Genomic DNA, 22,432 nt, shown 5'->3' with positions numbered 1-22,432 from the left:
CCGAGCGGAGCATGGCGCAACGTACAGCGGCGCGCTATGCTGAATGCCGTCTTGCTGATAACTCCCCGGAAAAAATGCACAAAATTGTTTTTGTAGAAGACGACGCCGACGTCGGTAAATTAATCGCCGCCTATCTGGGCAAGCATGATATTGACGTCTTGGTCGAACCGCGTGGCGACACCGCCCTGGAGCGCATTGCGCAGGAGCAGCCGGATCTGGTGCTGCTGGATATTATGCTGCCCGGCAAAGACGGCATGACGCTGTGCCGCGATTTGCGGCCGCAGTTTCACGGCCCGATTGTGCTGCTGACGTCGCTTGACAGCGATATGAACCATATTCTGTCGCTGGAAATGGGTGCCAACGACTATATTTTGAAAACCACGCCGCCGGCGGTGCTGCTGGCGCGCCTGCGCCTGCATCTGCGTCAGGGCGCCGCAGGGCATGAAGATCCCGCCGCCCTGACGCCGCACAACGCGCTGCATTTCGGCCTGCTGTGCATTGACCCGGTCAACCGCCAGGTGACGCTGGCGGACGAGACCATCACCCTTTCCACCTCGGACTTTGACCTGCTGTGGGAACTGGCGACCCACGCCGGGCAGATTATGGACCGGGAGGCGCTGCTGCAAAACCTGCGCGGCGTCAGCTATGACGGACTGGATCGCAGCATCGACGTCGCGATTTCCCGCCTGCGCCGCAAGCTGTACGACAATGCGCTGGACCCCTTCCGCATCAAAACCGTACGCAACAAAGGCTACCTGTTCGCCCCCAACGCCTGGGAACAGGCGCAGCCATGAGAAAACTCTTCGTACAGTTCTTCCTGCTGCTGTTCGTCTGCTTTCTAGTGATGGCGATGCTGGTCGGGCTGGTGTACAAGGTGACCGCCGAACGCGCCGGCCGCCAGTCGATGGACGACCTGATGAAAAGCTCGCTGTACCTGATGCGCAGCGAACTGCGGGAAATCCCGCTCAAAGACTGGAATAAAACCATTGATACGCTGGATCTCAACCTCTCCTTCCAACTGCACATTGAGCCACTGGGCAAGCAGAAACTGAGCGATGAGATGAAAAAGCGGCTGCGGCTGGGGGAAATCATCGCGCTGGACGATCAGTACACCTTTATGCAGCGCATTCCGCGCAGCCACTACGTGCTGGTGGTCGGCCCCATTCCCTATCTGTTCTATCTGCATCAGGTGCGGCTGTTGGATCTGGTGGTGCTGCTGCTGATTGGCCTGTCGCTGGCGCTGCCGGTGTTTCTGTGGATGCGCCCGCACTGGCAGGATCTGCTGAAGCTGGAAAACGCCGCGCAGCGCCTCGGCGCCGGACATCTGGACGAGCGCACCCATTTTGATCCCACTTCCAGCCTGAACCGGCTCGGCGTGGCGTTCAATCAGATGGCGGACAATATCAACACTCTGATCGCCAGTAAGAAGCAGCTGATTGACGGCATCGCTCACGAATTACGCACTCCGCTGGTGCGGTTGCGGTACCGGCTGGCGATGAGCGATAACCTGTCCGACGGCGAACAGCAGGCACTGAACCGCGATATCGGCCAGTTGGAATCGCTGATCGACGAGCTGCTGACCTATGCGCGCCTTGACCGCCCGCAGGTGGCGCTGAATATTGAACCGATCGACCTGCCCGGCTGGCTGCAGGACAAAACGGAAGATCTGTGGCTGATGCATCCTGAGCGCGATATTGCACTGGATATCCCCCATCGCGGCGACTTCGGCGGCGTGGATCTGCGCCTGATGGAGCGGGTGCTGGATAACCTGGTAAACAACGCGCTGCGCTATGCGCAACGGCGCCTGCGCATCGGCCTGTGGTTTGACGGCGACATCGCCTGCCTGCAGGTGGAAGATGACGGGCCGGGCATTCCGCCGGATGAGCGCCAGCGTATTTTCGAACCGTTTGTACGCCTGGACCCCAGTCGCGACCGCGCCACCGGCGGCTGCGGCCTGGGGCTGGCCATCGTGCACTCCATTGCCGTTGCCTATCAGGGGCAGGTTTTCGTCGACGCCAGCCCGCTCGGCGGCGCCAGTTTCCGCTTCAGCTGGCCGGTAAAATCCCCTGCCTTGTTAAATGCCGAGCCGACAGCGCGTTAAGGGGATAAGGGCAATCCCGTTCAGACTGGTTGCGGATATATCAAGCGAGAGTGAACGAACGACTACGTTTCTGTATCCGCATCACTCGCCATGTAAACGCATACGTTTAATGTCACGCTGCGGAGATTCACCAAATTCCCGGCGGTATTCGCGACTAAACTGCGAAGCACTTTCATAACCAACGATTAAAGCAGCGCTGCCGGCGTCCAGATGCTTGCTCAGCATCTGTTGTCTGGCCTCCTGTAGCCGGAGCTTCTTCTGGTACTGTAGCGGGCTCACCCCCGTCACCGCCCGAAAATGTTGCCGAAACGTGGATGGACTCATATAGGCACTCGCGGCCAATTCATCTATGCAGACAGAACGCGTGAAATTCTGTTTAAGCCAGCCAACCACCCTGGCAATATTCTGCCCCGGAGAGCCTGCCGTTGCCAGATGCCGGAGCTGGGGGCCATGATTACTGGCCAATAAGCGGATAATAATTTCCTGTACGATGAGCGGCGCGATCGGGCCGATTAAATCCGGCTCGGCCAAGAGCTTTATCAGACGTTGCAAAGCGCCCGTCACCCCTTCATCCAGAGGCTCAACAGACAGCGGATTAAGCAATGTTTCCCTTACAGGCTTCGCAGAAGGCATAAGCGCAGCCGTCTGTACCACAGTCCGGGGATCAAATGTCAGCACCAACCCCAGAAAGGGCTCATCCTGGCTTGCCTGAGTAACATGGGAGACCACTGGCAGATCTATCGTGGTCAGCATAGACTCACCTGCGCTGTACCGGGTTAGTTTCCCCGCCAGCATGACCTCTTTCGCTCCCTGCACCACAACGCCCAGTCCCATCTGATAAATACAGTGCACGGGCGCCGTGGGCACACTACGGCGATGAATGGTGAGTGAAGAAATGGCCGTAGAATAATCACCATCGTTTTGGGCAATCTCTACAATCATATCCGCAATATTTTTTTGGTCGGAATTCGGATTTTCAGTGGCCATACATGCACACCAGAACGATAATTTTAATGATTTTCTAAATTTACCATTATCAAAGCCGACTTTGCACCTTTCAATAATGATTAATCATTTTAGGCAATTTTTTCGGCGAATATGACAAGGGCATCGGATAAGAAAGGACTATGATTACGCTCATACTTCACTTGGATGGATGAGAGGTCGATGCCTGATTTGTTTGATTCCTACACGCTTAAAGATATTACCCTGCGCAACAGGATTATCGCCTCACGCATCCCGACGGCCTTGCTTCCGTCGCTATGCACCATGCCGGCGCCGAGTGGCGCGGGAGTTTAACCTTCCCCGTTTTGCCGGTTCCGTACGCGTACTGGCTGCAAAACCGGACAAAATAGTGAGTGACAACAAAGCAGCAATTAACCCCGTACTAAGGAAACTGAGATGACAGACAATATTAAAGATAAAGTAATTGTAATAACCGGTGCTTCAAGCGGTATGGGTGAAGCTGCAGCTCGTCACCTTGCCAAAAAAGGTGCCAAATTGGTACTTGCAGCCCGCCGCTCCGATCGTATAGATGTGTTGGCCAAGGAAATCAATGATCAAGGCGGAACTGCAATTGCTGTAGCCACCGATGTAACCCGTGAAGATGACGTTAAAAAGCTCGTTGATACTGCCGTTAACCAACTGGGTCGCATTGATGTACTGATTAATAATGCCGGTGTTATGCCGCTATCGCCGCTCGATCAGGTTAAAGTGAATGAGTGGAATCAGATGATCGATGTGAACCTCCGTGGTGTTCTGCATGGCATCGCCGCCGCCCTGCCATATATGAAAGCCCAAAAGTCGGGACACATCATCAATACGGCATCCGTTGCCGGCCACCTAGTCTTCCCGGCATCCGCCGTTTACTCTGCCACAAAATATGCGGTACGCGCACTCACCGAGGGGCTGAGAAAAGAAGCCTGCGCTTATAACGTCCGTGCAACCATTATCTCTCCAGGGGCGGTATCTACAGAGTTGCTCGAGCATATCAGCGATAAAGACGTTCAGGCTGTCAATCAGGAGTACGTAGGAAAAGTTGGCGTTCCGCCGGAAACCTATGCCCGCATGGTTGCTTTTGCCATTAGCGAACCCGAAGATGTGGGTGTTAACGAGATTATTTTCCGACCAACAGCCCAGGATTTGTAAGCCTGTACGACAAAAGCGGGAGAGTCTGGCAGACGGCTCTCCCACATTCAAAAAATACTCTGTGTACAGGGAGTTACGAGGTTTTCCCCGGAGGAATTACGGGGTTATATCTTACCGGCATCCGTACTGAAATGACTGATAAATTAGTCATGGAACGGCTCCCCGCCATTTATGCCAGGGCGTACTACTTATCGCGTTCTGAACAGAATATTCTATGTATGGCATAGCTACAAAGTATCGATAATAGGTGAATCGACTATCCACACACCTAACTCTAATATACCCCCCCTGATTTAACCGCGTAACCATCATGGATATCATGATTTGCCAATGAGAGTAAAAAGCACCGCCGCTGTTTAGTAAACACCGGGGGCTGCGCATGACTGTTTTCACAAAAGCGATATTCGCTGCCTTACCCTGTCCGGTTGCCGCTTGCCTGCGCCACCTTTCCCTTATAGATTGCTGCCTATCGGCGGAGCAAAGCCGCCCGCAGCGGCCGGCAACCATAAGGATAGCGACAAGATGGCCAATATTCGCGACGTTGCCCGGCGAGCCGGCGTTTCCATCAGCAGCGTGTCAAACCTGCTTAATCATCGCGCCCATCAGATGAGTGAAGAGACGCGGTTGCGCATTGAGCGAGCGATGGACGAGCTGCATTACCGGCCGCAGAGAATGCCGCCGCGCACTAGCGGGCAGCCGACGATTATCGGTTTACTGGTGCCGTCGATTGTCAATCCCAGCTTTTCGGCGCTGGCGCACCAGGTCGACCTGTCCGCCCGGGCATACCGCTACCGCGTGCTGCTCGGCAACTCGTATCGTCAAGAGGAAGAAGAACGCGCCTTTATCACCGATATGTTCGCCCACGGCGTGCGCGGCATTATCGTCGCGGCGAGCGATATCCGCCAAACGCACTTTGTCCGCTGTGCCGAACAGGGGATGAGAATTGTCAGCTACGACAACCGTTTTAGCGGCAGTATGGCCGCCGATACCCGGCTGGTCGACAGCGTCTCTATGGACAACGTTGAAGCCGGCCGGCTGGCGGCGAACCACCTGATTGAGCGTGGCTGCCGGCAGATTGTTTTTGCCACCGAGGCGGCCCTCACCCTGAGCCGCAGCAATAAAATCGACGGTTTTCTGGCGGCGTTGCGCAGCCATCAGCTACCGGCGTATGAACGGGTGATAGAAGGCAACGCCAGCAGTGAATATGGCGATACGGAGATGTTTGAACTCGGCCGGGCGCTGGTAAGCCGTATACTCGCCATGACGCCCCGTCCGGACGGTATTGTGGCAATCAACGATGCGCTGGGCATTGGCCTGATGACGGGGCTGCGCGCCGCCGGGGTGCGCATACCGCAGCAGATATCCATCGTTGGCATCGACAATATTTCGCTGGCCGGATTTTCCGAACCGGGACTGACCTCGGTAATGCCGCCGCTGGCCGCTATGGCGCAGCTGATGGTCGAACGCTTAATTAAACGCATCAACGATCCTCTGCTACCGCCCGGTGAATTTCTTTTTCCGCCGACCTTGATCGGCCGTCAGTCAGTAAAAGATTAGCGCCAATTCGGCACGGCGACAGATATATTTCGACGCTGGGGGCTCCCCTGCGTTATCGGCAGCGGTATACGTAAATCAATAGGAATAAATAATGAATATCAATAACCCACTAATAATGCGCTAACACGCAACGTCATCACATCAGGCAATCGTTTATTAATTAACACCGGCGAGCATTAAAGCCGGGGACGGAACACGCCAATAAACAAAACTTGGATAAATAACCATGAACAAAAGAACGCCGCAGGATATTGAACGCAGCGCAATAAGAAAGCTGACGCTGCATATCGTCCCCTTAATGATTCTGTTATATTTTCTGGCCTTTCTTGATCGTAACAATATGGCTTATGCCGCCATAGCGTTGGAAGACAGCCTGGGGCTCACGGCCTCTGCATTCGGTTTTGCCTCCGGTATTTTCTTTATCGGCTATTTTATGTTTGAAATCCCCAGCAATGCCGGCACGATCAAGTTCGGCCCGCGTATCTGGTTCGCCCGCATCCTGATCTCATGGGGCATCTTCGCCACCCTGATGGGCTTTGCACGCACGCCGATGGAACTGTATATCTGCCGTTTTATGCTGGGTGTCTGTGAGGCTGGCTTCTTCCCCTCCGTGGTCTACTATTTTACCGTATTTTCCCGGAAAAATACCGCACCAAAATTCTGGGCATGTTTATTATCGTCCAGCCTTTATCCAACGCCATCGGCTCACCGATTTCCGGTTTTATCCTTAATATTGACAACGGCTGGTTTGGCCTTGAACCCTGGCAACTGCTGTTTATTATTGAAGGCGTGCCGCCGATCATTATCGGCCTGATTATTCCGTTTATCATAAAGAACTCACCAAAAGACGTCGGTTACCTTGACGTGGAGGAGAAAGCCTGGTTAATGAATAATAACCAGCGTACCAAATCCGGATCACAAATAACGCTGGGTGATTTCTTTAACGGTATTAAAAACAAAAAATATCTGATCTACGCCCTGCTGAATTTCGGCATGGTCTGCGGCATTTACGGTTTTGGCATGTGGCTGCCCTCCATCCTTACCGCCATTTCCGGCAACGATATTTTCCACGTCAGCCTGCTGGCGCTGATCCCCTATGGCCTGGGGGCGCTGCTGGTTTATCCGTGGAGCCTGTGGGCCAGTAAAACCCGGCAAATCGGCATTTTTGCTGGCATCAGCATGGTGATGGCCGCCATCGGTCTGGCCGGCGCGGTAGTCTTCTTCCAATACAACCTGTTCGTCTCGCTCTCTTTCTTATGTCTCGCCGCCGTCGGTATCTACACCGCCGTTCCGCCGTTTTTATCCATGCCCGCCAATATTTCGTCGGGCGCGTCGGCCGCCGCCGGCCTGGCGGTGGTGAGCTGCATTGGCAACATCGGTGGCTTTGTCGCCCCCTATGTGGTGGGCGTGCTTAACGAATTTACCCACAGCAGCATTCCGGGGCTGGTTTTCCTGGCGCTGTGTCTGCTGGTCACCGGCCTGATTTGCATTTTCTACTGCGCCAAACAGCGCGAAGGCGTCATCAGGGCGTAACTCACTTTTCCCCCTTAACACGAGGTATTCACCATGGGCAATCTTAGCGGCAAGAAAGTCTTTATCACCGGCGCGGAGCAAGGCATCGGCCGGGCCACGGCAGAACAGTTGATCCAGGCCGGCTGCGATATTTATTTGCATTACCACAGCGGCGAAGAAGGCCCCAAGGCGCTGGTAGAGCTGGCGCATTCGCTGGGGCAGCGCGCGGCCTATGGCTACGCGGATTTAATCGAGACCGCAGACGCCGAACGCTGCGTGCGCGCCGGGGCGGAGTTTCTCGGCGGCATCGATATTTTGATCAATAACGTCGGCGGCATCGTCGGCCGTAAGTGGCTGGGAGAAATCGACCGCCAGTTCTGGCAAACGGTGCTGGATGTCAATATGACCACCATGCTGAACGTGACGCAAAGCGCGCTGCCATTCTTGAAGGCGGCAGCAGACGGCGCCAGCGTCGTCAATCTGGCCTCGCTGGCCGGCCGCGCCGGCGGACATTCCGGCTCGCTGGTCTACTCGTCCTGCAAGGGCGCGGTGCTGACCTGGACACGCTCGCTGGCGGCGGAACTGGGTGAACACGGCGTCCGGGTGAACGCGGTGGCTCCCGGGTTGATCCTCGGCACGCGTTTTCACGATCGCCACACCACCCAAGCCTCGGCGGAAGAAACCGTCCGCGCAATCCCGCTGGGCAGAGCCGGCACGCCGCAGGATGTGGCGCGCGTGATCGCCTTCCTGGCGGCGGAATATGACGGATTCGTCTCCGGTGCCACCATTGATATCAACGGCGGCATTTACCGCATGTAACCTACCGGCCGGCAGTCCGAAACGGCTGCCGGCATTTCAGACAGAGAACCAACATGATTAAATCAGAACTTATCCACCCGCCTCTGCTCGGCGCGCTGGCGGCATGCGGCCACAAAAGTCAGCTGTTAATCGCCGATGCCAATTACGCGGTAACCAGCAACGCCCGTAAAGACGCGACCGTGGTGTATCTCAATCTGTCGCCGGGGATGATCCCCGCCGCGCTGGTGCTGGAGAAAATCCTGACCTGTATCAATGTGGAACATGCCGCCCTGATGACGGCGCCGGCGGATTTTCCCCATACTGCGGCCGCCGACTACCGACGCTTGCTGCCTACCGACTGCCCCATCAGCTATCTGGAGCGGGAGCAGTTTTACGCCGAGGTCAAATCCGAACGTACGGCGTTGATTATCGCCTCCGGCGAGCAGCGGCGCTTCGCCAATCTGCTGCTGACGGTCGCCCCGGTTTTTTGACTCTCCGCTGGGAGACCTAATCCATAGCGCACGTTCTTACCGATTACGCGGCGGCCGCAGAGTGCCGCCCTGTTGCACTCTATATGTATGTTGTAACTAAAATGAGAGGGACACACCGGCAAATGTGATAAGGCCGGTGCATTTCCCCATCGGTCAGTGCGGCGCCATATGCTGCGCAATCAGCGTCGCCAGTGGTAAACGCAAAGGTTGCGGCAGGTCATGCCCCATATCCGGCACAATATGCAGCCTGGCATGGGGAACCGCCCGCGCCACGGCAGCTCCTCCGGCCTTGCGCACCATACGGTCGGCACTGCCGTGGATCACCAGCGTCGGCGCCTGAATGTTCCGGCTGTAACGCCGCAGATCGCCGCTGCCCAGTAAGGCGGAAAACTGACGCTGCAGCCCTTCGCTGTCGCCGCCGCGCTGCAATAGCCGGCTGACCAGCGCATCCAGCTCCGCTTCCTGCATCGGGTAACGTTTACTGGCCAGCAGACGCAAACGAGTTTTACAGTAATGGTGCTGCTGTGCGCGCGACGCCTTAACGGGAAACGGCCGCAGCAGCTGGAATAACAGCGACGGCGCCGGCGGCGGCAACAGCGGTTGATTGGTGCTGGAAAACAGCACGATCAGGCTGCGCACTCGCTGCGGATACTCCGCCGCCAACACCTGGGCAATCATGCCGCCCATTGAGCCGCCCAACACATGCGCCTGCCGAATGTGCAGATGATCCAGAAGCTGAACAGCATCGGCCGCCATGTCCGCCAGCGTATAAGGTACCGCACTTTGCCAGCCAAGCTGAGCGCGCAGTATCAGCAGCCACAGCGGCTGCCGGCGATGCCCGTGGGTTTTGCCGGACAGGCCGGCATCGCGGTTGTCAAAGCGAATCACCCGGTAACCCTGTTCAACCAGCGCCCGGCAAAACTCATCCGGCCACAGCAGCATCTGTGCGCCAATGCCCATTATCAGCAATAAGGGCGGCGCACTTTCGTCACCCCAGTCTTCATACGCAATCGGTATGTCGCCGTTTGGCGCAACCCCGCTCCGCACCGCAATCTGCTGCATAAACAACCTCTTAATCTCCGCCTCGCTGAGGCCAGTGTAGCATGTACATGCCGTTACACGCCGAAACCAATCATGCACGGAAAGCCGGCGGCGCTTTCCCTATGCTGTTATCCACGGCCCCGCAGTGGGGTTAAGACACGAAAAATCACTTGAGGAACCGACAATGAAAAAAACATTAGCTCTGGTTGTTGCCGCTGCAATGGGCCTGTCCAGCGTCGCATTTGCCGCCGATGCCGCCACCGCAGCCCCGGCTAACAGCACCCACGTCAGCCACCATCACGCCAAGGCCAAAAAAACCGTGGCGCAGAAAGCGCAGGCCGCTAAAAAACAGGTGAAATCCGCCCACAAAAAAGCGCCGGTGCAGAAAGCCCAGGCGGCGAAAAAAACGCACAAGCACGCCAAACAACAGAAAAAAGCGGCGCACTGATCTGCCGGGGCACTCCGCCCTGACTACGTATGACGTTCATCCAAACACCCGGCCTGCCGGGTGTTTTTTATCGGAGGCTGTCATCTATGCTGCGCCGTTATCTGTTCGAAATCGTACTGGCCGTACTGATCCTCTGCGGCCTGATCGCCGCGGCGTTTTATCTCTGAGCATTGGCGTCCATGCACGCAGAATTTATTGAAAAATCAATCAACGAACGTTTCAACACGTCAATTTCCGTCTATAGTAGACATTCAGTGAGTTTATGGATTACCCCGTATCAGGCAAGAGATCTATGCGCATATCCGCTTTGCTGTTGTTGTGCTCATTTCCACTGATTAGCGCCGGCCCGGCCCGGGCCGACGGTCCCTCCCATGCGGAGAAAACCCGCCTGTTTTTTGGTAAAGACGACCGGATAAAAGTGAGTGAAACCCGCGGCTGGCCCTGGCAGGCTATCGGCCAGATCGAGACCGTCAGCGGCAATTTATGCACCGCCACCCTGATTTCACCACATCTGGCGCTGACCGCCGGCCACTGCGTGCTGGCACCGCCCGGCGTACTGGATAAAGCGGTAGCGCTGCGTTTTATCGCCCAGTCCAAAGGCTGGGCTTACCAAACGGATAATATTGAAACGCTGGTTGATCGGAAGCTGGGGAAGAAACTGAAACCGGACGGCGACGGCTGGATCGTGCCGCCGGGCGCGGCGGCCTATGACTTTGCGCTGATACGGCTCAAGGATGCGACGCCGCTGCCGCTACGGCCGCTGCCGCTGTGGCAAGGCGATACGCCGACCCTGACGCAGGCGATGAAACAGGCCAGAAGGCTGATTACCCAGGCCGGCTACCCCGAGGACCATCTGGACAGTCTGTACAGCCATCAGAACTGCACGGTGACCGGCTGGGCGCAGCAAGGCGTGCTGTCGCATCAGTGCGATACCCTGCCCGGCGACAGCGGTTCACCGCTGCTGCTGAAAACGGCAGACGGCTGGCGCCTGATCGCCATTCAAAGCTCCGCGCCGGCGGCCAAAGACCGCTACCGTGCCGACAACCGGGCGCTGGCGGTCACCGCTATTTATGCCCAGTTGCAGGCACTTGAACAGCAAGAATAGCGCGAGCCGGCGTGGAAGACAGACCCGCGCCAGGCGTTAAGCCGACAGCTGCTCAATAGTCTGCAGAATACGTTTATCAGACACCGGATACGGCGTACCCAACTGCTGGGCGAACAGGCTGACGCGCAACTCCTCGATCATCCAGCGCACCTCCTTCACCTCCGGCTCTTCCCGGCGCTTTGGCGGCAGCTTGTTCAGCCACTGCTGCCACGCCTGCTGAATCTGCTCCACCCGCAGCATCTGGGCGCGGTCACGGTGCGGGTCGATCGCCAGCTTCTCCAGACGACGTTCAATCGCCTGCAGATAACGCAGCGTATCCGGCAGACGCTTCCAGCCGTTGTTGGTGACAAAACCGCGGTACACCAGCCCGGCCAGCTGCGCCTTGATATCCGACAGCGCAAGCGCCAGCGACATATCCACCCGTCCTTTCAGGCGTTTGTTGATATTAAACACCGCGGTCAGGATCTGTTCGACCTGCTGCGCCACCTCCACCACGGTGTCGTTCAGCTCGGCGCGGATACGCTCCTGCAGCTTGGCGAACGCCTGCTCCTGCCACACCGGACCGCCATACTCGGCAATCAGCTTGTCGATACCGCAGGAGATGCAGTCGTCGATCAGATCCAGCACCTTGCCGTACGGGTTGAAGTACAGTCCCAGCTTGGCCTTGTTCGGCAGTTTTTCATGCAGATACTTGATCGGCGACGGAATATTCAGCAGCAGCAGGCGGCGCGTGCCTTGCCACATCGCCTGCTGCTGCTCCTGCTCGCTGTCGAACAGGCGGATCGCCACGCTGTCTTTTTCATCGACCAGTGCCGGGTAAGCCTTCACCGAGTAACCGCCGCGTTTTTGCTCGTAGAACGCCGGCAGTTCACCGAAGCTCCAGATATGCAGATCGCTCTGCTCCAGTCCGTCATCGGCCACCGCCGACAGCGTTTCCTGCACTTTCTCTTTCAGCTGCAGCTTAAGCGCCGTCAGGTCTTTCCCTTCGCGCAGGGTCTTGTGCTTGTCGCCCACCACACGGAAGGTCATTTTTAGATGATCGGGCACCTGTTCCCACTGCCAGTCATCACGTGACACCGTCACGCCAGTCATGCGGCGCAGCTCGCGCTCCAGCGCATCCAGCAGCGGCATCTCCAGCGGCGTCACCCGCCCCAGGAAGGCTTCAGCATAGTTCGGCGCCGGTACAAAATTGCGCCGTACTGGTTTCGGCAGCGATTTGATCAGGGCAATCACCAGTTCACGGCGGATTCCCGGGATCTGCCACTCGAAACCGGCTTCTTCAACCTGATTAAGCAACGGCAGCGGAATATGCACCGTCACGCCGTCGGCGTCGGTGCCCGGCTCAAACTGATAGCTCAGCCGCAGTTTCAGGTTGTCCTGATGCCAGTAATTCGGGTAATCCAGCGCGCTGATTTTATTCGCCCCCTCTTTGATCAGCATCGCTTTCTCAAAGTTGAGCAGATCCGGCTGCTGCTTCGCCGCCTGTTTCCACCAGTTATCAAAGTGGCGCGCCGAGACAATGTCGGCCGGAATGCGGCGATCGTAGAAGCTGAACAGCGTTTCATCATCCACCAGGATGTCGCGCCGGCGCGATTTGTGTTCCAGCTCTTCAACCTCTGCCCGCAGCTTCAGGTTGGCGCTGAAGAACGCATGGCGCGTCTGCCAGTCGCCCTCCACCAGCGCATGGCGGATAAACAGTTCCCGGCACAGCAGCGGATCGATATTGCTGTAATTGACCTGGCGCGCCGCCACAATCGGCAGGCCGAACAGCGTTACCTTCTCGCTGGCCATCACCGCACCCTGCGATTTCGACCAGTGCGGCTCGCTGTAATGCTGCTTCACCAGATGCTGCGCCAGCGGCTCAATCCACTCCGGCTCGATACGTGCCGCAATGCGCCCCCACAGCTTGCTGGTTTCCACCAGTTCCGCCACCATCACCCACTTCGGCGGCTTTTTAAACAGGCCGGAACCGGGGAAGATGGAGAAACGCGCGTTGCGCGCGCCGGTAAACTCCTGCTTATCCGTGTCTTTCTGGCCGATATGCGACAGCAGCCCCGTCAGCAGCGCCGTATGTACGCTGCGTAAATCTGACGGCTCGCTGTTGATCGGCAGCCCCAGCTCCTTCACCACCTGGCGCAGCTGGGTGTAGATATCCTGCCATTCGCGCACCCGCAGATAGTTGAGGAAATCGGTGCGGCACAGGCGGCGGAACTGGCTGGAAGAGAGCGCCTTCTGCTGCTCTTTCAGGTAATCCCACAGGTTGACGAAGGTCAGGAAGTCGGAATCTTTGTCGGCGAAGCGGCGGTGCTTCTCATCGGAGGCCTGCTGTTTATCCAGCGGCCGCTCGCGCGGATCCTGGATCGACAGCGCCGCGGTGATGATCATCACTTCGCGCACGCTGCCGCTGTTGCTGGCTTCCAGCACCATGCGCGCCAGACGGGGATCGATCGGCAATTGCGCCAGCTGCCGGCCGCGCGCGGTCAGCTGATAGTGACCGTTCGGCGCACTGTTAATCGCCCCCAGCTCTTCCAGCAGGCGCACGCCGTCCTGCACGTTGCGCTTATCCGGTGCTTCCACAAACGGGAAGGCGGCGATATCGCCCAGCCCCAGCGAGGTCATCTGCAGAATGACCGACGCCAGGTTGGTGCGCAGAATTTCCGGGTCGGTAAACTCCGGCCGCGACAGGAAATCCTGCTCCGAATACAGACGGATGCAGATGCCTTCCGATACGCGGCCGCAGCGCCCTTTACGCTGGTTGGCCGACGCCTGGGACACCGGCTCAATCGGCAAGCGCTGCACTTTGGTGCGGAAGCTGTAGCGGCTGATGCGCGCGGTGCCGGGATCGATAACGTATTTAATTCCCGGCACCGTCAGCGAGGTTTCCGCCACGTTGGTCGCCAGCACGATGCGTCGCCCATGGTGCGACTGGAATACCCGGTTCTGTTCACTGTTTGACAGCCGTGCATACAGCGGCAGCACCTCGGTATGCGGCAGGTTCAGCTTGTTCAGCGCGTCGGCGGTATCACGGATTTCACGTTCGCCGCTCATAAAGATCAGGATATCCCCCGGCCCTTCGCGTCCCAGTTCGTCCACTGCGTCAAAGATGGCCTGCAGCTGATCGCGTTCACCGTCGTCGGCGTCATCCACCACCGGACGGTAGCGCACTTCCACCGGATAGGTGCGGCCGGAAACCTCAATGATCGGCGCATTATTGAAGTGGCGCGAGAAGCGCTGCGGGTCGATAGTGGCGGAGGTGATGATCACTTTCAGATCCGGACGCTTCGGCAACAGCTCGCGCAGATAGCCAAGAATAAAGTCGATGTTCAGGCTGCGTTCGTGCGCCTCATCGATAATCAGCGTGTCGTACTGCATCAGCAGGCGGTCCTGCTGGATTTCCGCCAGCAGAATACCGTCGGTCATCAGTTTGACCAGCGACTGTTCGCCGACCTGATCGTTAAAGCGCACCTTATACCCGACGCTGCCGCCGAGCGGCGTGTCCAGCTCATCGGCAATGCGGTTGGCGACGGTGCGTGCCGCCAGACGGCGCGGCTGGGTATGGCCGATCAGCCCTTTCACCCCGCGCCCCAGCTCCAGGCAGATTTTCGGCAGCTGAGTGGTTTTCCCCGAGCCGGTTTCACCGGCGACGATCACCACCTGATGGTCGCGAATCGCCTCCAGAATCGCCTGCTTCTTCTGACTGACCGGCAGCCCCTGCGGATAGCTGATGGCCGGACAAGACGCGGCGCGCGACTGCACTTTCTGCAACGCCACCGCCATGTCGCCGGCGATTTCATCGGCGACCGCCTGCTGTGCATCGGAATTTTTGATTTTGCGCGCACCATGCAGCCGGCGCTGCAGGCGCTGTTGATCACGGAGCATCAGCTCGCCCAGTTGGGAAGATAATGCCGCGAGCGGAGATTTCACGTTTGGTATTCCTTGTTTCCGCGCTGCGCAACGGCTGGTCGGCAACGCCATTTAAATAAGTTCAGCATCACAACGCTGTTAGCCCGACAGAGTAACACAAGGCGTTTTTTCTCCATAACCCCTCTGTTTCCGCAGGCAATTGTCTTTCAATAAAATCGAACAAAGGTCTCGAAATATTCCGCTATCCCTGTAGGCAAAAGCCAAATAGAGTGTAATCCATGCGAGGGGCGCTAAGTCCTGCAGTTCCCCATCCTCACCCAACGGCCTTAACACGGCGGGTATTACGATTACGTAAGGAATTTACGATGAGCAAATTACTGGTTCTGAAATCGAGCATCCTGGCAAACTACTCACAGTCTAACCAACTGAGCGACTTCTTCGTTGAGCAGTGGAGCAAAAACCACGGCGGCGACACCATCACCGTACGTGACCTGGCGGCTAACCCGGTGCCGGTGCTGGATGGCGAACTGGTCGGCGCCATGCGCCCTTCCGACGCGCCGCTGACCCCGCGTCAGCAAGAAGCGCTGGCGCTGTCCGATGAGCTGATCGCCGAGCTGCAGGCCAACGACACCATCGTCATCGCCGCGCCGATGTACAACTTCAATATTTCAACCCAGTTGAAAAACTACTTCGACCTGATTGCCCGCGCCGGCGTGACCTTCCGCTACACCGAAAACGGTCCGGAAGGCCTGGTGAAAGGCAAACGTGCGATTATCCTGACCAGCCGCGGCGGCGTTCACAAAGGTACGCCAACCGACCTGGTTGAACCTTACCTGCGCCTGTTCCTGGGCTTCATCGGCATCACCGACGTGGAATTCGTGTTTGTCGAAGGCGTGGCCTATGGCCCGGACGTTGCCGGCAAAGCACAGGATGACGCCAAAGCTGTGCTGACTCAGGTGCTCACCGCCTGATAAACCGTCGAGGGCGCCGCGTGCGCCCTCAACGATTTCCCTGCCTGTTATTTCTGTTATTTCTTCAGCCACTGGCCGTTAATGCCGCGCACGTATTCCCCCGACGGCGCACGCGCCACCAGCTTCTGCCCGGTCATGCGCGCCACATCGTCCAGCGCAATATGGTTGCCCTCGGCAATCTTCTGATACTGTTCCGTTCGACCATCGTTGATGCGTTTCACCAGCGCCAGCGTATCGTTATCCTGTTTCAGCGGTGCGACATAGCCGCTCAGCGTTTCGCCGACGCGCCCCTGCTGTTTCGCCTCGTCCAGCGTCAACGCCATCACGCTGCCGCTCAGCAGCCAGCCGGCGCCAATCAGCCATAAATATCGCTTTTTCATTTACCCCACTCCTAGAACAGATCGCTGCGGTTTTTCAGCATATTTTCAACGTCTTTATCCACTTTGATATGGATTTCATGTTCGATCTTGACGTTCATATTGATGGTGATCGGCTCTTTCGGCGTCGCCACCTCAATACGCGGCACGCAACCGCTGAGCAGCACGCTGCCGACAACGGCCGCCAGAGCCGGCCCGGTGATGATCTTCATGGTTGTTCCCCTGGTTGTGCGAGGGCCTGTTCCAGCCACTCCTGCAGGTTGTCGCCAAAGCGCAGGCTGCGCCACAGCTGAAACACGTTTTCCTGATGGCTATAGTTCAAAATAACCTCTCGTTTGGCGTTTTTCTGCGGGTTAACCCCGTCGATTCTGGCCGTTAACGTCAGTACGCCCAGGTTGTCGAGATCGACCCTGGCCTGTGAGCGATGAATTTCCATATAGCGCAGCCAGTCGATGGCCGCGCCGGTCGCCATATTGTTGCTGGCGATGGCGTCGGCCATATCCTTATCCAGCCGCAGCGTCAGCAGGCCGGCGTTGGCGATCCAGCCGTTGCGCACCAGCCATTGCGAGTTATTCAGGTACAGCGGCAGCTCGCCGTTCACTCGGCCGGACATGGCGAACTGTTTCGGCTTCAGAGCGGTAAACAGCGCGCTGAGGTCGACGCGATCCAGCTTCAGCACCGCAGCGTCATGCTGCGGCAGGCGCAGCGCCGACAGGCCGATGTGGCCGTTCAGCATATCCACGCCGACATTGCTCAGCGTCAGCGGCTGGCGTTCACTGTAGGGGTAGTAACCCTGCAGATTCGCGGTGATGTTCTGCATCTCAAACAGGTTACTCAGCGATTTAATGCGCAGCGTCACCGGCTGCTTGGCACCCAGCAGCCACTGGTGGTTCTGCAGCCGGTAAGACATGACGAAATCCAGACCGCTCATTTCGCCGTCCTTCATCCACATGCCGCCGTTTTTCACCACCCAGTGGCCGCCGGCGGCGAAGCCCTGTTCACGCGCGGCGGAGAATGCCGCCTGGGCGTAAAACTCGCCGTCGCGCAGCGTAATATTCAGATCCGGCGCCAACAACGGCTGGAACACCGCCAGGCGCTGCTTCGGCCACCAGCCTTCCCCGCGCAGGCGCTCACCGTCCCAGCGGCCGCGCAGCGCAATCGGCCCGATATCCTGCGCCTGCAACTTACCCTGCCACTGGAAGTTCTGCGGATCGCGCCCCTGCAGCCACAGCGCCAGCGTCGACGCCGGCAGATGACCGCCGCCGTTGAAACTGACCTTATCCGCCACCAGCTGCAGTTCACCGTTCAGCGACGGGAGTGCGTCATCGCGCTGCCAGCGCAGCGGCTTGTTCAGCGTCAGGCGCGGCGCGGCCACCGTGACCATGCCATATTTCAGCCGATCAAAGCCGGTGGAGAGGCGATCGAGCGTCAGGAGGCTGTCCTGCCAGTCGCCGCTGCCCGCCACGTCCCACTTCGCCTGTAGCGGCGGCAGCCGGCCGTTGCCCCAATAGCGCCACTGCCAGCGCCCTTTGTCCGGCCAGAAATCTTGCGCCAGACCGTCCAGATGCAGTCTGAAACGTCCCCAATAGCTGTCGCTGGCGCGAATAATCGACTGCAGACGGCCGGTAATGCCATTGGCGGTGACTTTTACCCCGGCCAGCGGCAGACGCGCCTCTTCCAGCTTCATTTCCGGCGAGGCGTTGCCCCAGGCGCGCAGCAGCGAACCGGGCCGCAGCTCCAGCGTCGGGTTGAGAATAGAACCGCTGACCACGCCGGGAATCGACGCCGTCAGGGAAAAATCGGCCAGGTTGGCCTGCCCGGTCAGTTGGAAGTCGAGATTGCTGCGCGTCAGGCCAACGCTGCCCGGCCCCAGCGTCAACACCGCATTGCCCTTGCCGTTGTGCCCGGCGGTGATCACATTCAGCCGAGCGCTGATTTGCGTTTCATCCAGTCCTTTGCTCCAGTCATGCAGCGCAATGTTGACGCCGCCGCTTAGCGGCTGGTCAATATACGGCCAGCGCCATTCTCCTTTGTCGATGCGGATTTGCTGCGGCGTGACCGACCAGGGCAAGGTTGCCAGCGGTTGCTTATCGCCTTTTTCCGTCAGCGTCACCACCCCTTGCCCCTGATGCCAGTTAATGTCCATCAGCAGCGGCTGCTGCAGGTAGGCGGTTTGCACCTCGCCCCGCAGTTTGCCCTGCGGCGGCAGTGCGGCGAAATCGCGCGCTATGGTGATATCGCCGCTGAACCGCAGCGGATGTGGGCTATTGGGCGGCAGTACATTCAGCGAAGAGATTGCCAGCTGCTGCTGGTTATTCAGCAGCGCTTCCGCCTTGAGATTTTTACCCTGATAAAACAGCCGTTGGCCCGCAGCGGTATTATGCAGCTGCAGTTTGCCGGCATAGTGCTGCCAGGGCAGGATAGAGAGTTGGTTGATGCTCAGATCGAGCGCCGGCAACTGGCGCTGCAGCGCATCCAGGGTCAGCGGCGCGCCGTCGTCTTCGCCGGCGGGCAACTGGCTCAGGCAGGCGCTGTCAACGCTAAGTTTGTCGCTGTCCAGCAGCCAGCGACCGCCGCGATAATGCAGACGCGTCGCGCCCAAATCGGCCAGCAGGCACTGCTGCACTTTATATTGCGCCCCCGGCAACGATAGGCCACCGTTTTGCCAGCGCAGCGGCCCCTGCAGCGTCAGTTGGCTGCCTGCCGGTAGCCAGTACGCCGCCACGCGCGGCAGCCAGCGCGGCACCGTTTGCCACAGCACCAACAGCAGGATCAGGATAGCCACCACAATCCCTATGAATATTCTCAATCGTTTAGCCATTAAATGATTGCTTCATTCCTAGATAAGCATGCCCGCAGTTGCATTAAGTCTATGCCGGAAAGGGGAATTATGATGGCATGATTTTAGACCAGGGTGAAGTTAGATAGGACACGGGAAGCCCCTTTCTGCCATTTTCACCGATCTTTATCCGTCATTTGTCGATTTTGCTTACATATTAGCCGCCTGGCGCACGGCGCATTTCAGACTTTTGTTATTGTCGTTGCTGCTGATGATTAATAGTCTGGCAATGATTCTAATAAGTAAGTTGTATACCCACCGTATCCTAGCGTGATGGTATATATGAAGAAGCCATTTCCCCACCATGAATGTGGGGATTTTTTTGCCCGCGCCGTCCCCTCTCCCCCCCGGTCCATAATGGCTAACTAATTGTCAAAATTGGCAAAAAACACTAAACTAGCCATAATATTCTCGGTGGAGAAACCACAATGAAACTGGCGATATACAGCACAAAACAGTATGACCGCAAATACCTTGAGTTGGTAAATCAGCAGTTTGGTTACGAACTTGAGTTTTTTGATTTTCTGCTCAGTAAGAAAACGGCCAAAACCGCAATCGGCTGCAAGGCGGTGTGTATTTTCGTCAACGATGACGGCAGCCGCGAAGTGCTGGAAGAGCTGGCGGCGTTAGGCGTAGAGATTCTGGCGCTGCGCTGCGCCGGTTTTAACAATGTCGACCTGGCCGCCGCACAGCAGCTCGGCATCAAGGTGGTGCGCGTACCGGCCTATTCGCCGGAAGCGGTGGCGGAACACGCCGTCGGTCTGATGATGAGCCTGAACCGTCGCATCCATCGCGCCTACCAGCGCACCCGCGACGCCAACTTCTCCCTGGAAGGACTGATCGGCTTTAATATGCATAACCGTACCGCCGGGGTGATCGGCACCGGTAAAATCGGCGTGGCTACCATGCGTATTCTGAAAGGCTTCGGCATGAAGCTGCTGGCCTACGACCCTTACCCCAGCGCACAGGCGCTGGAACTGGGCGCGGAATACGTCGATCTGCCGACGCTGTACGCCCAATCGGACGTTATCACTTTGCACTGCCCGCTGACGCCGGAAAATCATCACCTGCTGGACGCGCAGGCCTTTGCCATGATGAAAGACGGCGTGATGATCATCAATACCAGCCGCGGTGGCCTGGTTGATTCCGCCGCCGCCATCGACGCGCTCAAACAGCAGAAAATCGGTGCGCTCGGCATGGACGTGTATGAAAACGAACGCGATCTGTTCTTTGAGGACAAATCCAACGACGTGATTCAGGATGATATCTTCCGCCGGCTGTCGGCCTGCCATAACGTGCTGTTTACCGGCCACCAGGCCTTCCTGACGGAAGAGGCGTTGACCAGCATTTCTGAAACCACACTGCAGAATATCGATCAGCTGACGCGCGGCGAACCCTGCGCCAACCAGCTGCATGGCTGAAACACAGGGAACAACAACCTCAGGAGAGCAACAATGAAATCATGGATCCCGCTGGCGCTGGCCAGTACGCTGCTGGCCGGCTGCGCCGGCGGTACGCCTGCCGGCAAGCCGGTACAGGAAAGCGATCTGCTGCATCACAACTTTGTGCTGCAGAGCGTGGACGGCGTCGCCGCCAATGCACAACAGGGGCGCGGGCCAAGCATTGAATTCGGCGAGAAGATGCATATCTCCGGTTCAATGTGCAACCGCTTCTTCGGCAACGGCCAGTTGGACAACGGCGTGCTAACGGTTAAAAACCTGGCCTCGACGCGAATGATGTGTGCCGACCCGCTGCGTAACCAGTGGGATCAGGTCATCGGCAGCGTGCTGAATAACGGCGCGCGCGTCACGCTGGATGCCCAGCAGCTGACACTGAGCGACGGTAAACACACGCTGGTCTATACCCTGAAAGACTGGGTGCAATAAGCCCGCATTATCCTCCGGGGGCGGCGTTTAGCCGGCGCTGGCGCAGGCCCCCTGACCTAATGCCCACTCCTCGCACTGCTTGCCGTCCGGCATCTGACACATTCTGACCGCCTCGCCATTCAGCGTATGGGCAATGGTGGTGGTGCCGCCGACGTTGGCGCAGTGTGCGCTGGTCGGTAAGTGGTCAATTCTGGCGCTGGTGCCCTGCTGCTGCGGTTCATCATTATTGCTGCTGCACGCGGCCAGCAGCAAAACGGCGCCGGCCAGCGACCATTTGTGTATTTGCATTGCCATTGTTTTTCTCCTGAACCTGATTATATAAAAAATAACAACGCCTCTTGATGGGCATATGATCGTGCAATTAATACAAACCTATACCCGAAATAATTCAAGTTGCAGGAAGGCAGCAAGAGAAGTAACCCTGATAAACTTACTCGGTAAGTGATTCGGGTGACTGAACGCGGCCAACACACCTGTAACTTGGAGTATGACGGGTGTATTTAATTTAGCCTGTTCGTTTAATAATGAGAATACATCGCCGCCATTATTTTGCGCTTTTTTGCGCCAGCCGAAACTTTATCACTGTCAGACACTCCTTATCACCATCGGTCGCACGCAGAATTACGGCGCAAACGGCCGTCGGCGCGTGCTGGGCAGCAGCACGGCACGCCGCATTTTCTGCCACGTTGAAAGTGCGGCTCAGCGCGTATGCTATAGGCGCTAAGAGATTAGCATTCCACTATTTTTCAGTTAATTAACTGAGCTCTTCACCCCGCATGATTAACGTCATGCGGGCTTTTTTATTCATCGTAATATTAGTGAGCGCTGGTTTTTGACAATAGGTTAATCACCAATACTCCGGCGACGATTAATCCCATGCCGATAATTGCCGGCCAGTCGAGTTTCTGGTTATAAATAAATACCGCAGCGATAGACACCAAAACGACGCCCATGCCGGACCAGATCGCATACACAATGCCCAGCGGCATGCTTTTCACCACCATCGACAGGCCCCAAAAGGCCACGCCATAGCCCAGCACCACCACCAGCGAGGGCCACAGGCGGGTGAACCCTTCCGACGCCTTCAGCATGGTGGTGGCAACCACCTCGGCGATAATCGCCATGGTTAAATACATTAATCCCGTCATTTGTCCCGCTCTCTGTTAATAGCCAACGCCGCCATGATGGCAATAAAGCGCTAAATTATGGTTAAACCGCACCGCCACCGCCAGCGGATAATGCGATTTCCTTGCGACATATCAGGTTACAACGTTCCGACGCTGAAACCGCGCTC

Annotated in this window: 20 protein-coding genes and 1 pseudogene; 13 read left to right on the top strand and 8 right to left on the bottom strand. The window is 57.4% G+C overall.

Features of this window, described 5'->3' with window-relative positions; all coding sequences use genetic code 11:
- Nucleotides 1-74 precede the first annotated feature (74 nt).
- Nucleotides 75-794: a two-component system response regulator RstA gene (rstA, locus tag CLM71_RS11280; RefSeq protein WP_105233330.1), complete on the top strand. Its 720-nt coding sequence runs from the start codon at nt 75-77 to the stop codon at nt 792-794.
- The gene (gene rstB / locus CLM71_RS11275) at nt 791-2,101 is read left to right on the top strand and encodes a two-component system sensor histidine kinase RstB (protein ID WP_105231078.1); all 1,311 of its coding nucleotides are present in this window, start codon (nt 791-793) and stop codon (nt 2,099-2,101) included. The genes rstA and rstB overlap by 4 nt, the downstream gene beginning before the upstream one ends.
- Nucleotides 2,102-2,182: 81 nt before the next feature.
- On the opposite strand, the gene CLM71_RS11270 is transcribed toward rstB, so the two are convergent.
- On the bottom strand, nt 2,183-3,088 hold the full coding sequence (locus CLM71_RS11270; protein ID WP_105231077.1) for an AraC family transcriptional regulator: 906 nt from the start codon (nt 3,086-3,088) through the stop codon (nt 2,183-2,185).
- 414 nt (nt 3,089-3,502) lie between these two features.
- Here CLM71_RS11270 and CLM71_RS11265 point away from each other — a divergent pair, with 414 nt between their 5' ends.
- The 5 genes and pseudogenes from CLM71_RS11265 to CLM71_RS11245 all read left to right on the top strand — a co-directional run bounded on the left by CLM71_RS11265 (nt 3,503) and on the right by CLM71_RS11245 (nt 8,607).
- Complete coding sequence (locus CLM71_RS11265) at nt 3,503-4,249, top strand: SDR family oxidoreductase (RefSeq protein WP_105231076.1); 747 nt, start codon at nt 3,503-3,505, stop codon at nt 4,247-4,249.
- A 522-nt stretch (nt 4,250-4,771) separates the two neighbouring features.
- Nucleotides 4,772-5,806 (top strand): LacI family DNA-binding transcriptional regulator, encoded by a 1,035-nt coding sequence (locus tag CLM71_RS11260; RefSeq protein WP_105231075.1) that lies wholly within the window; start codon nt 4,772-4,774, stop codon nt 5,804-5,806.
- A 226-nt stretch (nt 5,807-6,032) separates the two neighbouring features.
- Nucleotides 6,033-7,339: pseudogene (locus CLM71_RS11255) on the top strand (MFS transporter).
- Nucleotides 7,340-7,372: 33 nt separating this feature from the next.
- Entirely contained in the window at nt 7,373-8,137 is a 765-nt protein-coding gene (locus CLM71_RS11250) for an SDR family NAD(P)-dependent oxidoreductase (protein WP_105231074.1), read from the top strand.
- A 53-nt stretch (nt 8,138-8,190) separates the two neighbouring features.
- A complete protein-coding gene (locus CLM71_RS11245; RefSeq protein WP_105231073.1) occupies nt 8,191-8,607 on the top strand; it encodes an RbsD/FucU domain-containing protein in 417 nt (138 codons plus the stop codon).
- A 153-nt stretch (nt 8,608-8,760) separates the two neighbouring features.
- Here CLM71_RS11245 and CLM71_RS11240 read toward each other — a convergent pair whose 3' ends face one another.
- The gene (locus tag CLM71_RS11240; protein ID WP_105233328.1) at nt 8,761-9,669 is read right to left on the bottom strand and encodes an alpha/beta fold hydrolase; all 909 of its coding nucleotides are present in this window, start codon (nt 9,667-9,669) and stop codon (nt 8,761-8,763) included.
- Nucleotides 9,670-9,832: 163 nt separating this feature from the next.
- On the opposite strand from CLM71_RS11240, the gene asr reads away from it, so the two are divergent.
- The 3 genes from asr to CLM71_RS11230 all read left to right on the top strand — a co-directional run bounded on the left by asr (nt 9,833) and on the right by CLM71_RS11230 (nt 11,201).
- Nucleotides 9,833-10,096, top strand: coding sequence for an acid resistance repetitive basic protein Asr (asr, locus tag CLM71_RS11235; RefSeq protein ID WP_105231072.1), 264 nt, complete (start codon nt 9,833-9,835; stop codon nt 10,094-10,096).
- A gap of 29 nt (nt 10,097-10,125) precedes the next feature.
- The gene (locus CLM71_RS24135; protein ID WP_187043132.1) at nt 10,126-10,263 is read left to right on the top strand and encodes a hypothetical protein; all 138 of its coding nucleotides are present in this window, start codon (nt 10,126-10,128) and stop codon (nt 10,261-10,263) included.
- Between the two features lie 125 nt (nt 10,264-10,388).
- Nucleotides 10,389-11,201: a serine protease gene (locus CLM71_RS11230; RefSeq protein ID WP_105231071.1), complete on the top strand. Its 813-nt coding sequence runs from the start codon at nt 10,389-10,391 to the stop codon at nt 11,199-11,201.
- 36 nt (nt 11,202-11,237) lie between these two features.
- On the opposite strand, the gene hrpA is transcribed toward CLM71_RS11230, so the two are convergent.
- Nucleotides 11,238-15,125, bottom strand: a complete 3,888-nt coding sequence (hrpA, locus tag CLM71_RS11225; RefSeq protein ID WP_105231070.1) for an ATP-dependent RNA helicase HrpA — start codon at nt 15,123-15,125, stop codon at nt 11,238-11,240.
- Nucleotides 15,126-15,430: 305 nt separating this feature from the next.
- Between hrpA and CLM71_RS11220 the strand changes: the two genes are divergently transcribed.
- Nucleotides 15,431-16,036 (top strand): FMN-dependent NADH-azoreductase, encoded by a 606-nt coding sequence (locus CLM71_RS11220; protein ID WP_105231069.1) that lies wholly within the window; start codon nt 15,431-15,433, stop codon nt 16,034-16,036.
- Nucleotides 16,037-16,092: 56 nt separating this feature from the next.
- On the opposite strand, the gene CLM71_RS11215 is transcribed toward CLM71_RS11220, so the two are convergent.
- The 3 genes from CLM71_RS11215 to CLM71_RS11205 are packed head-to-tail and all read right to left on the bottom strand — an operon-like array spanning nt 16,093 to nt 19,234.
- A complete protein-coding gene (locus tag CLM71_RS11215; RefSeq protein WP_105231068.1) occupies nt 16,093-16,416 on the bottom strand; it encodes a YdbL family protein in 324 nt (107 codons plus the stop codon).
- An 11-nt stretch (nt 16,417-16,427) separates the two neighbouring features.
- On the bottom strand, nt 16,428-16,625 hold the full coding sequence (locus CLM71_RS11210; RefSeq protein ID WP_105231067.1) for a YnbE family lipoprotein: 198 nt from the start codon (nt 16,623-16,625) through the stop codon (nt 16,428-16,430).
- Nucleotides 16,622-19,234, bottom strand: a complete 2,613-nt coding sequence (locus CLM71_RS11205) for a YdbH family protein (RefSeq protein WP_105231066.1) — start codon at nt 19,232-19,234, stop codon at nt 16,622-16,624. The genes CLM71_RS11210 and CLM71_RS11205 overlap by 4 nt, the downstream gene beginning before the upstream one ends.
- Nucleotides 19,235-19,680: 446 nt before the next feature.
- On the opposite strand from CLM71_RS11205, the gene CLM71_RS11200 reads away from it, so the two are divergent.
- Both CLM71_RS11200 and hslJ read left to right on the top strand, forming a co-directional pair.
- Entirely contained in the window at nt 19,681-20,673 is a 993-nt protein-coding gene (locus tag CLM71_RS11200) for a 2-hydroxyacid dehydrogenase (protein ID WP_105231065.1), read from the top strand.
- 33 nt (nt 20,674-20,706) lie between these two features.
- Nucleotides 20,707-21,138, top strand: a complete 432-nt coding sequence (hslJ, locus tag CLM71_RS11195; protein WP_105231064.1) for a heat shock protein HslJ — start codon at nt 20,707-20,709, stop codon at nt 21,136-21,138.
- Between the two features lie 27 nt (nt 21,139-21,165).
- On the opposite strand, the gene CLM71_RS11190 is transcribed toward hslJ, so the two are convergent.
- Nucleotides 21,166-21,426, bottom strand: a complete 261-nt coding sequence (locus CLM71_RS11190; protein WP_105233326.1) for a DUF333 domain-containing protein — start codon at nt 21,424-21,426, stop codon at nt 21,166-21,168.
- 527 nt (nt 21,427-21,953) lie between these two features.
- Complete coding sequence (locus CLM71_RS11185) at nt 21,954-22,286, bottom strand: multidrug efflux SMR transporter (RefSeq protein ID WP_105231063.1); 333 nt, start codon at nt 22,284-22,286, stop codon at nt 21,954-21,956.
- Nucleotides 22,287-22,432 lie beyond the last annotated feature (146 nt).

It is taken from the genome of Serratia sp. MYb239 (assembly GCF_002966855.1).
Classification (GTDB): domain Bacteria; phylum Pseudomonadota; class Gammaproteobacteria; order Enterobacterales; family Enterobacteriaceae; genus Serratia_B; species Serratia_B rhizosphaerae.
Note: the sequence above shows the minus strand (reverse complement) of the source record. Positions and strands in the feature narration are given on the sequence as shown.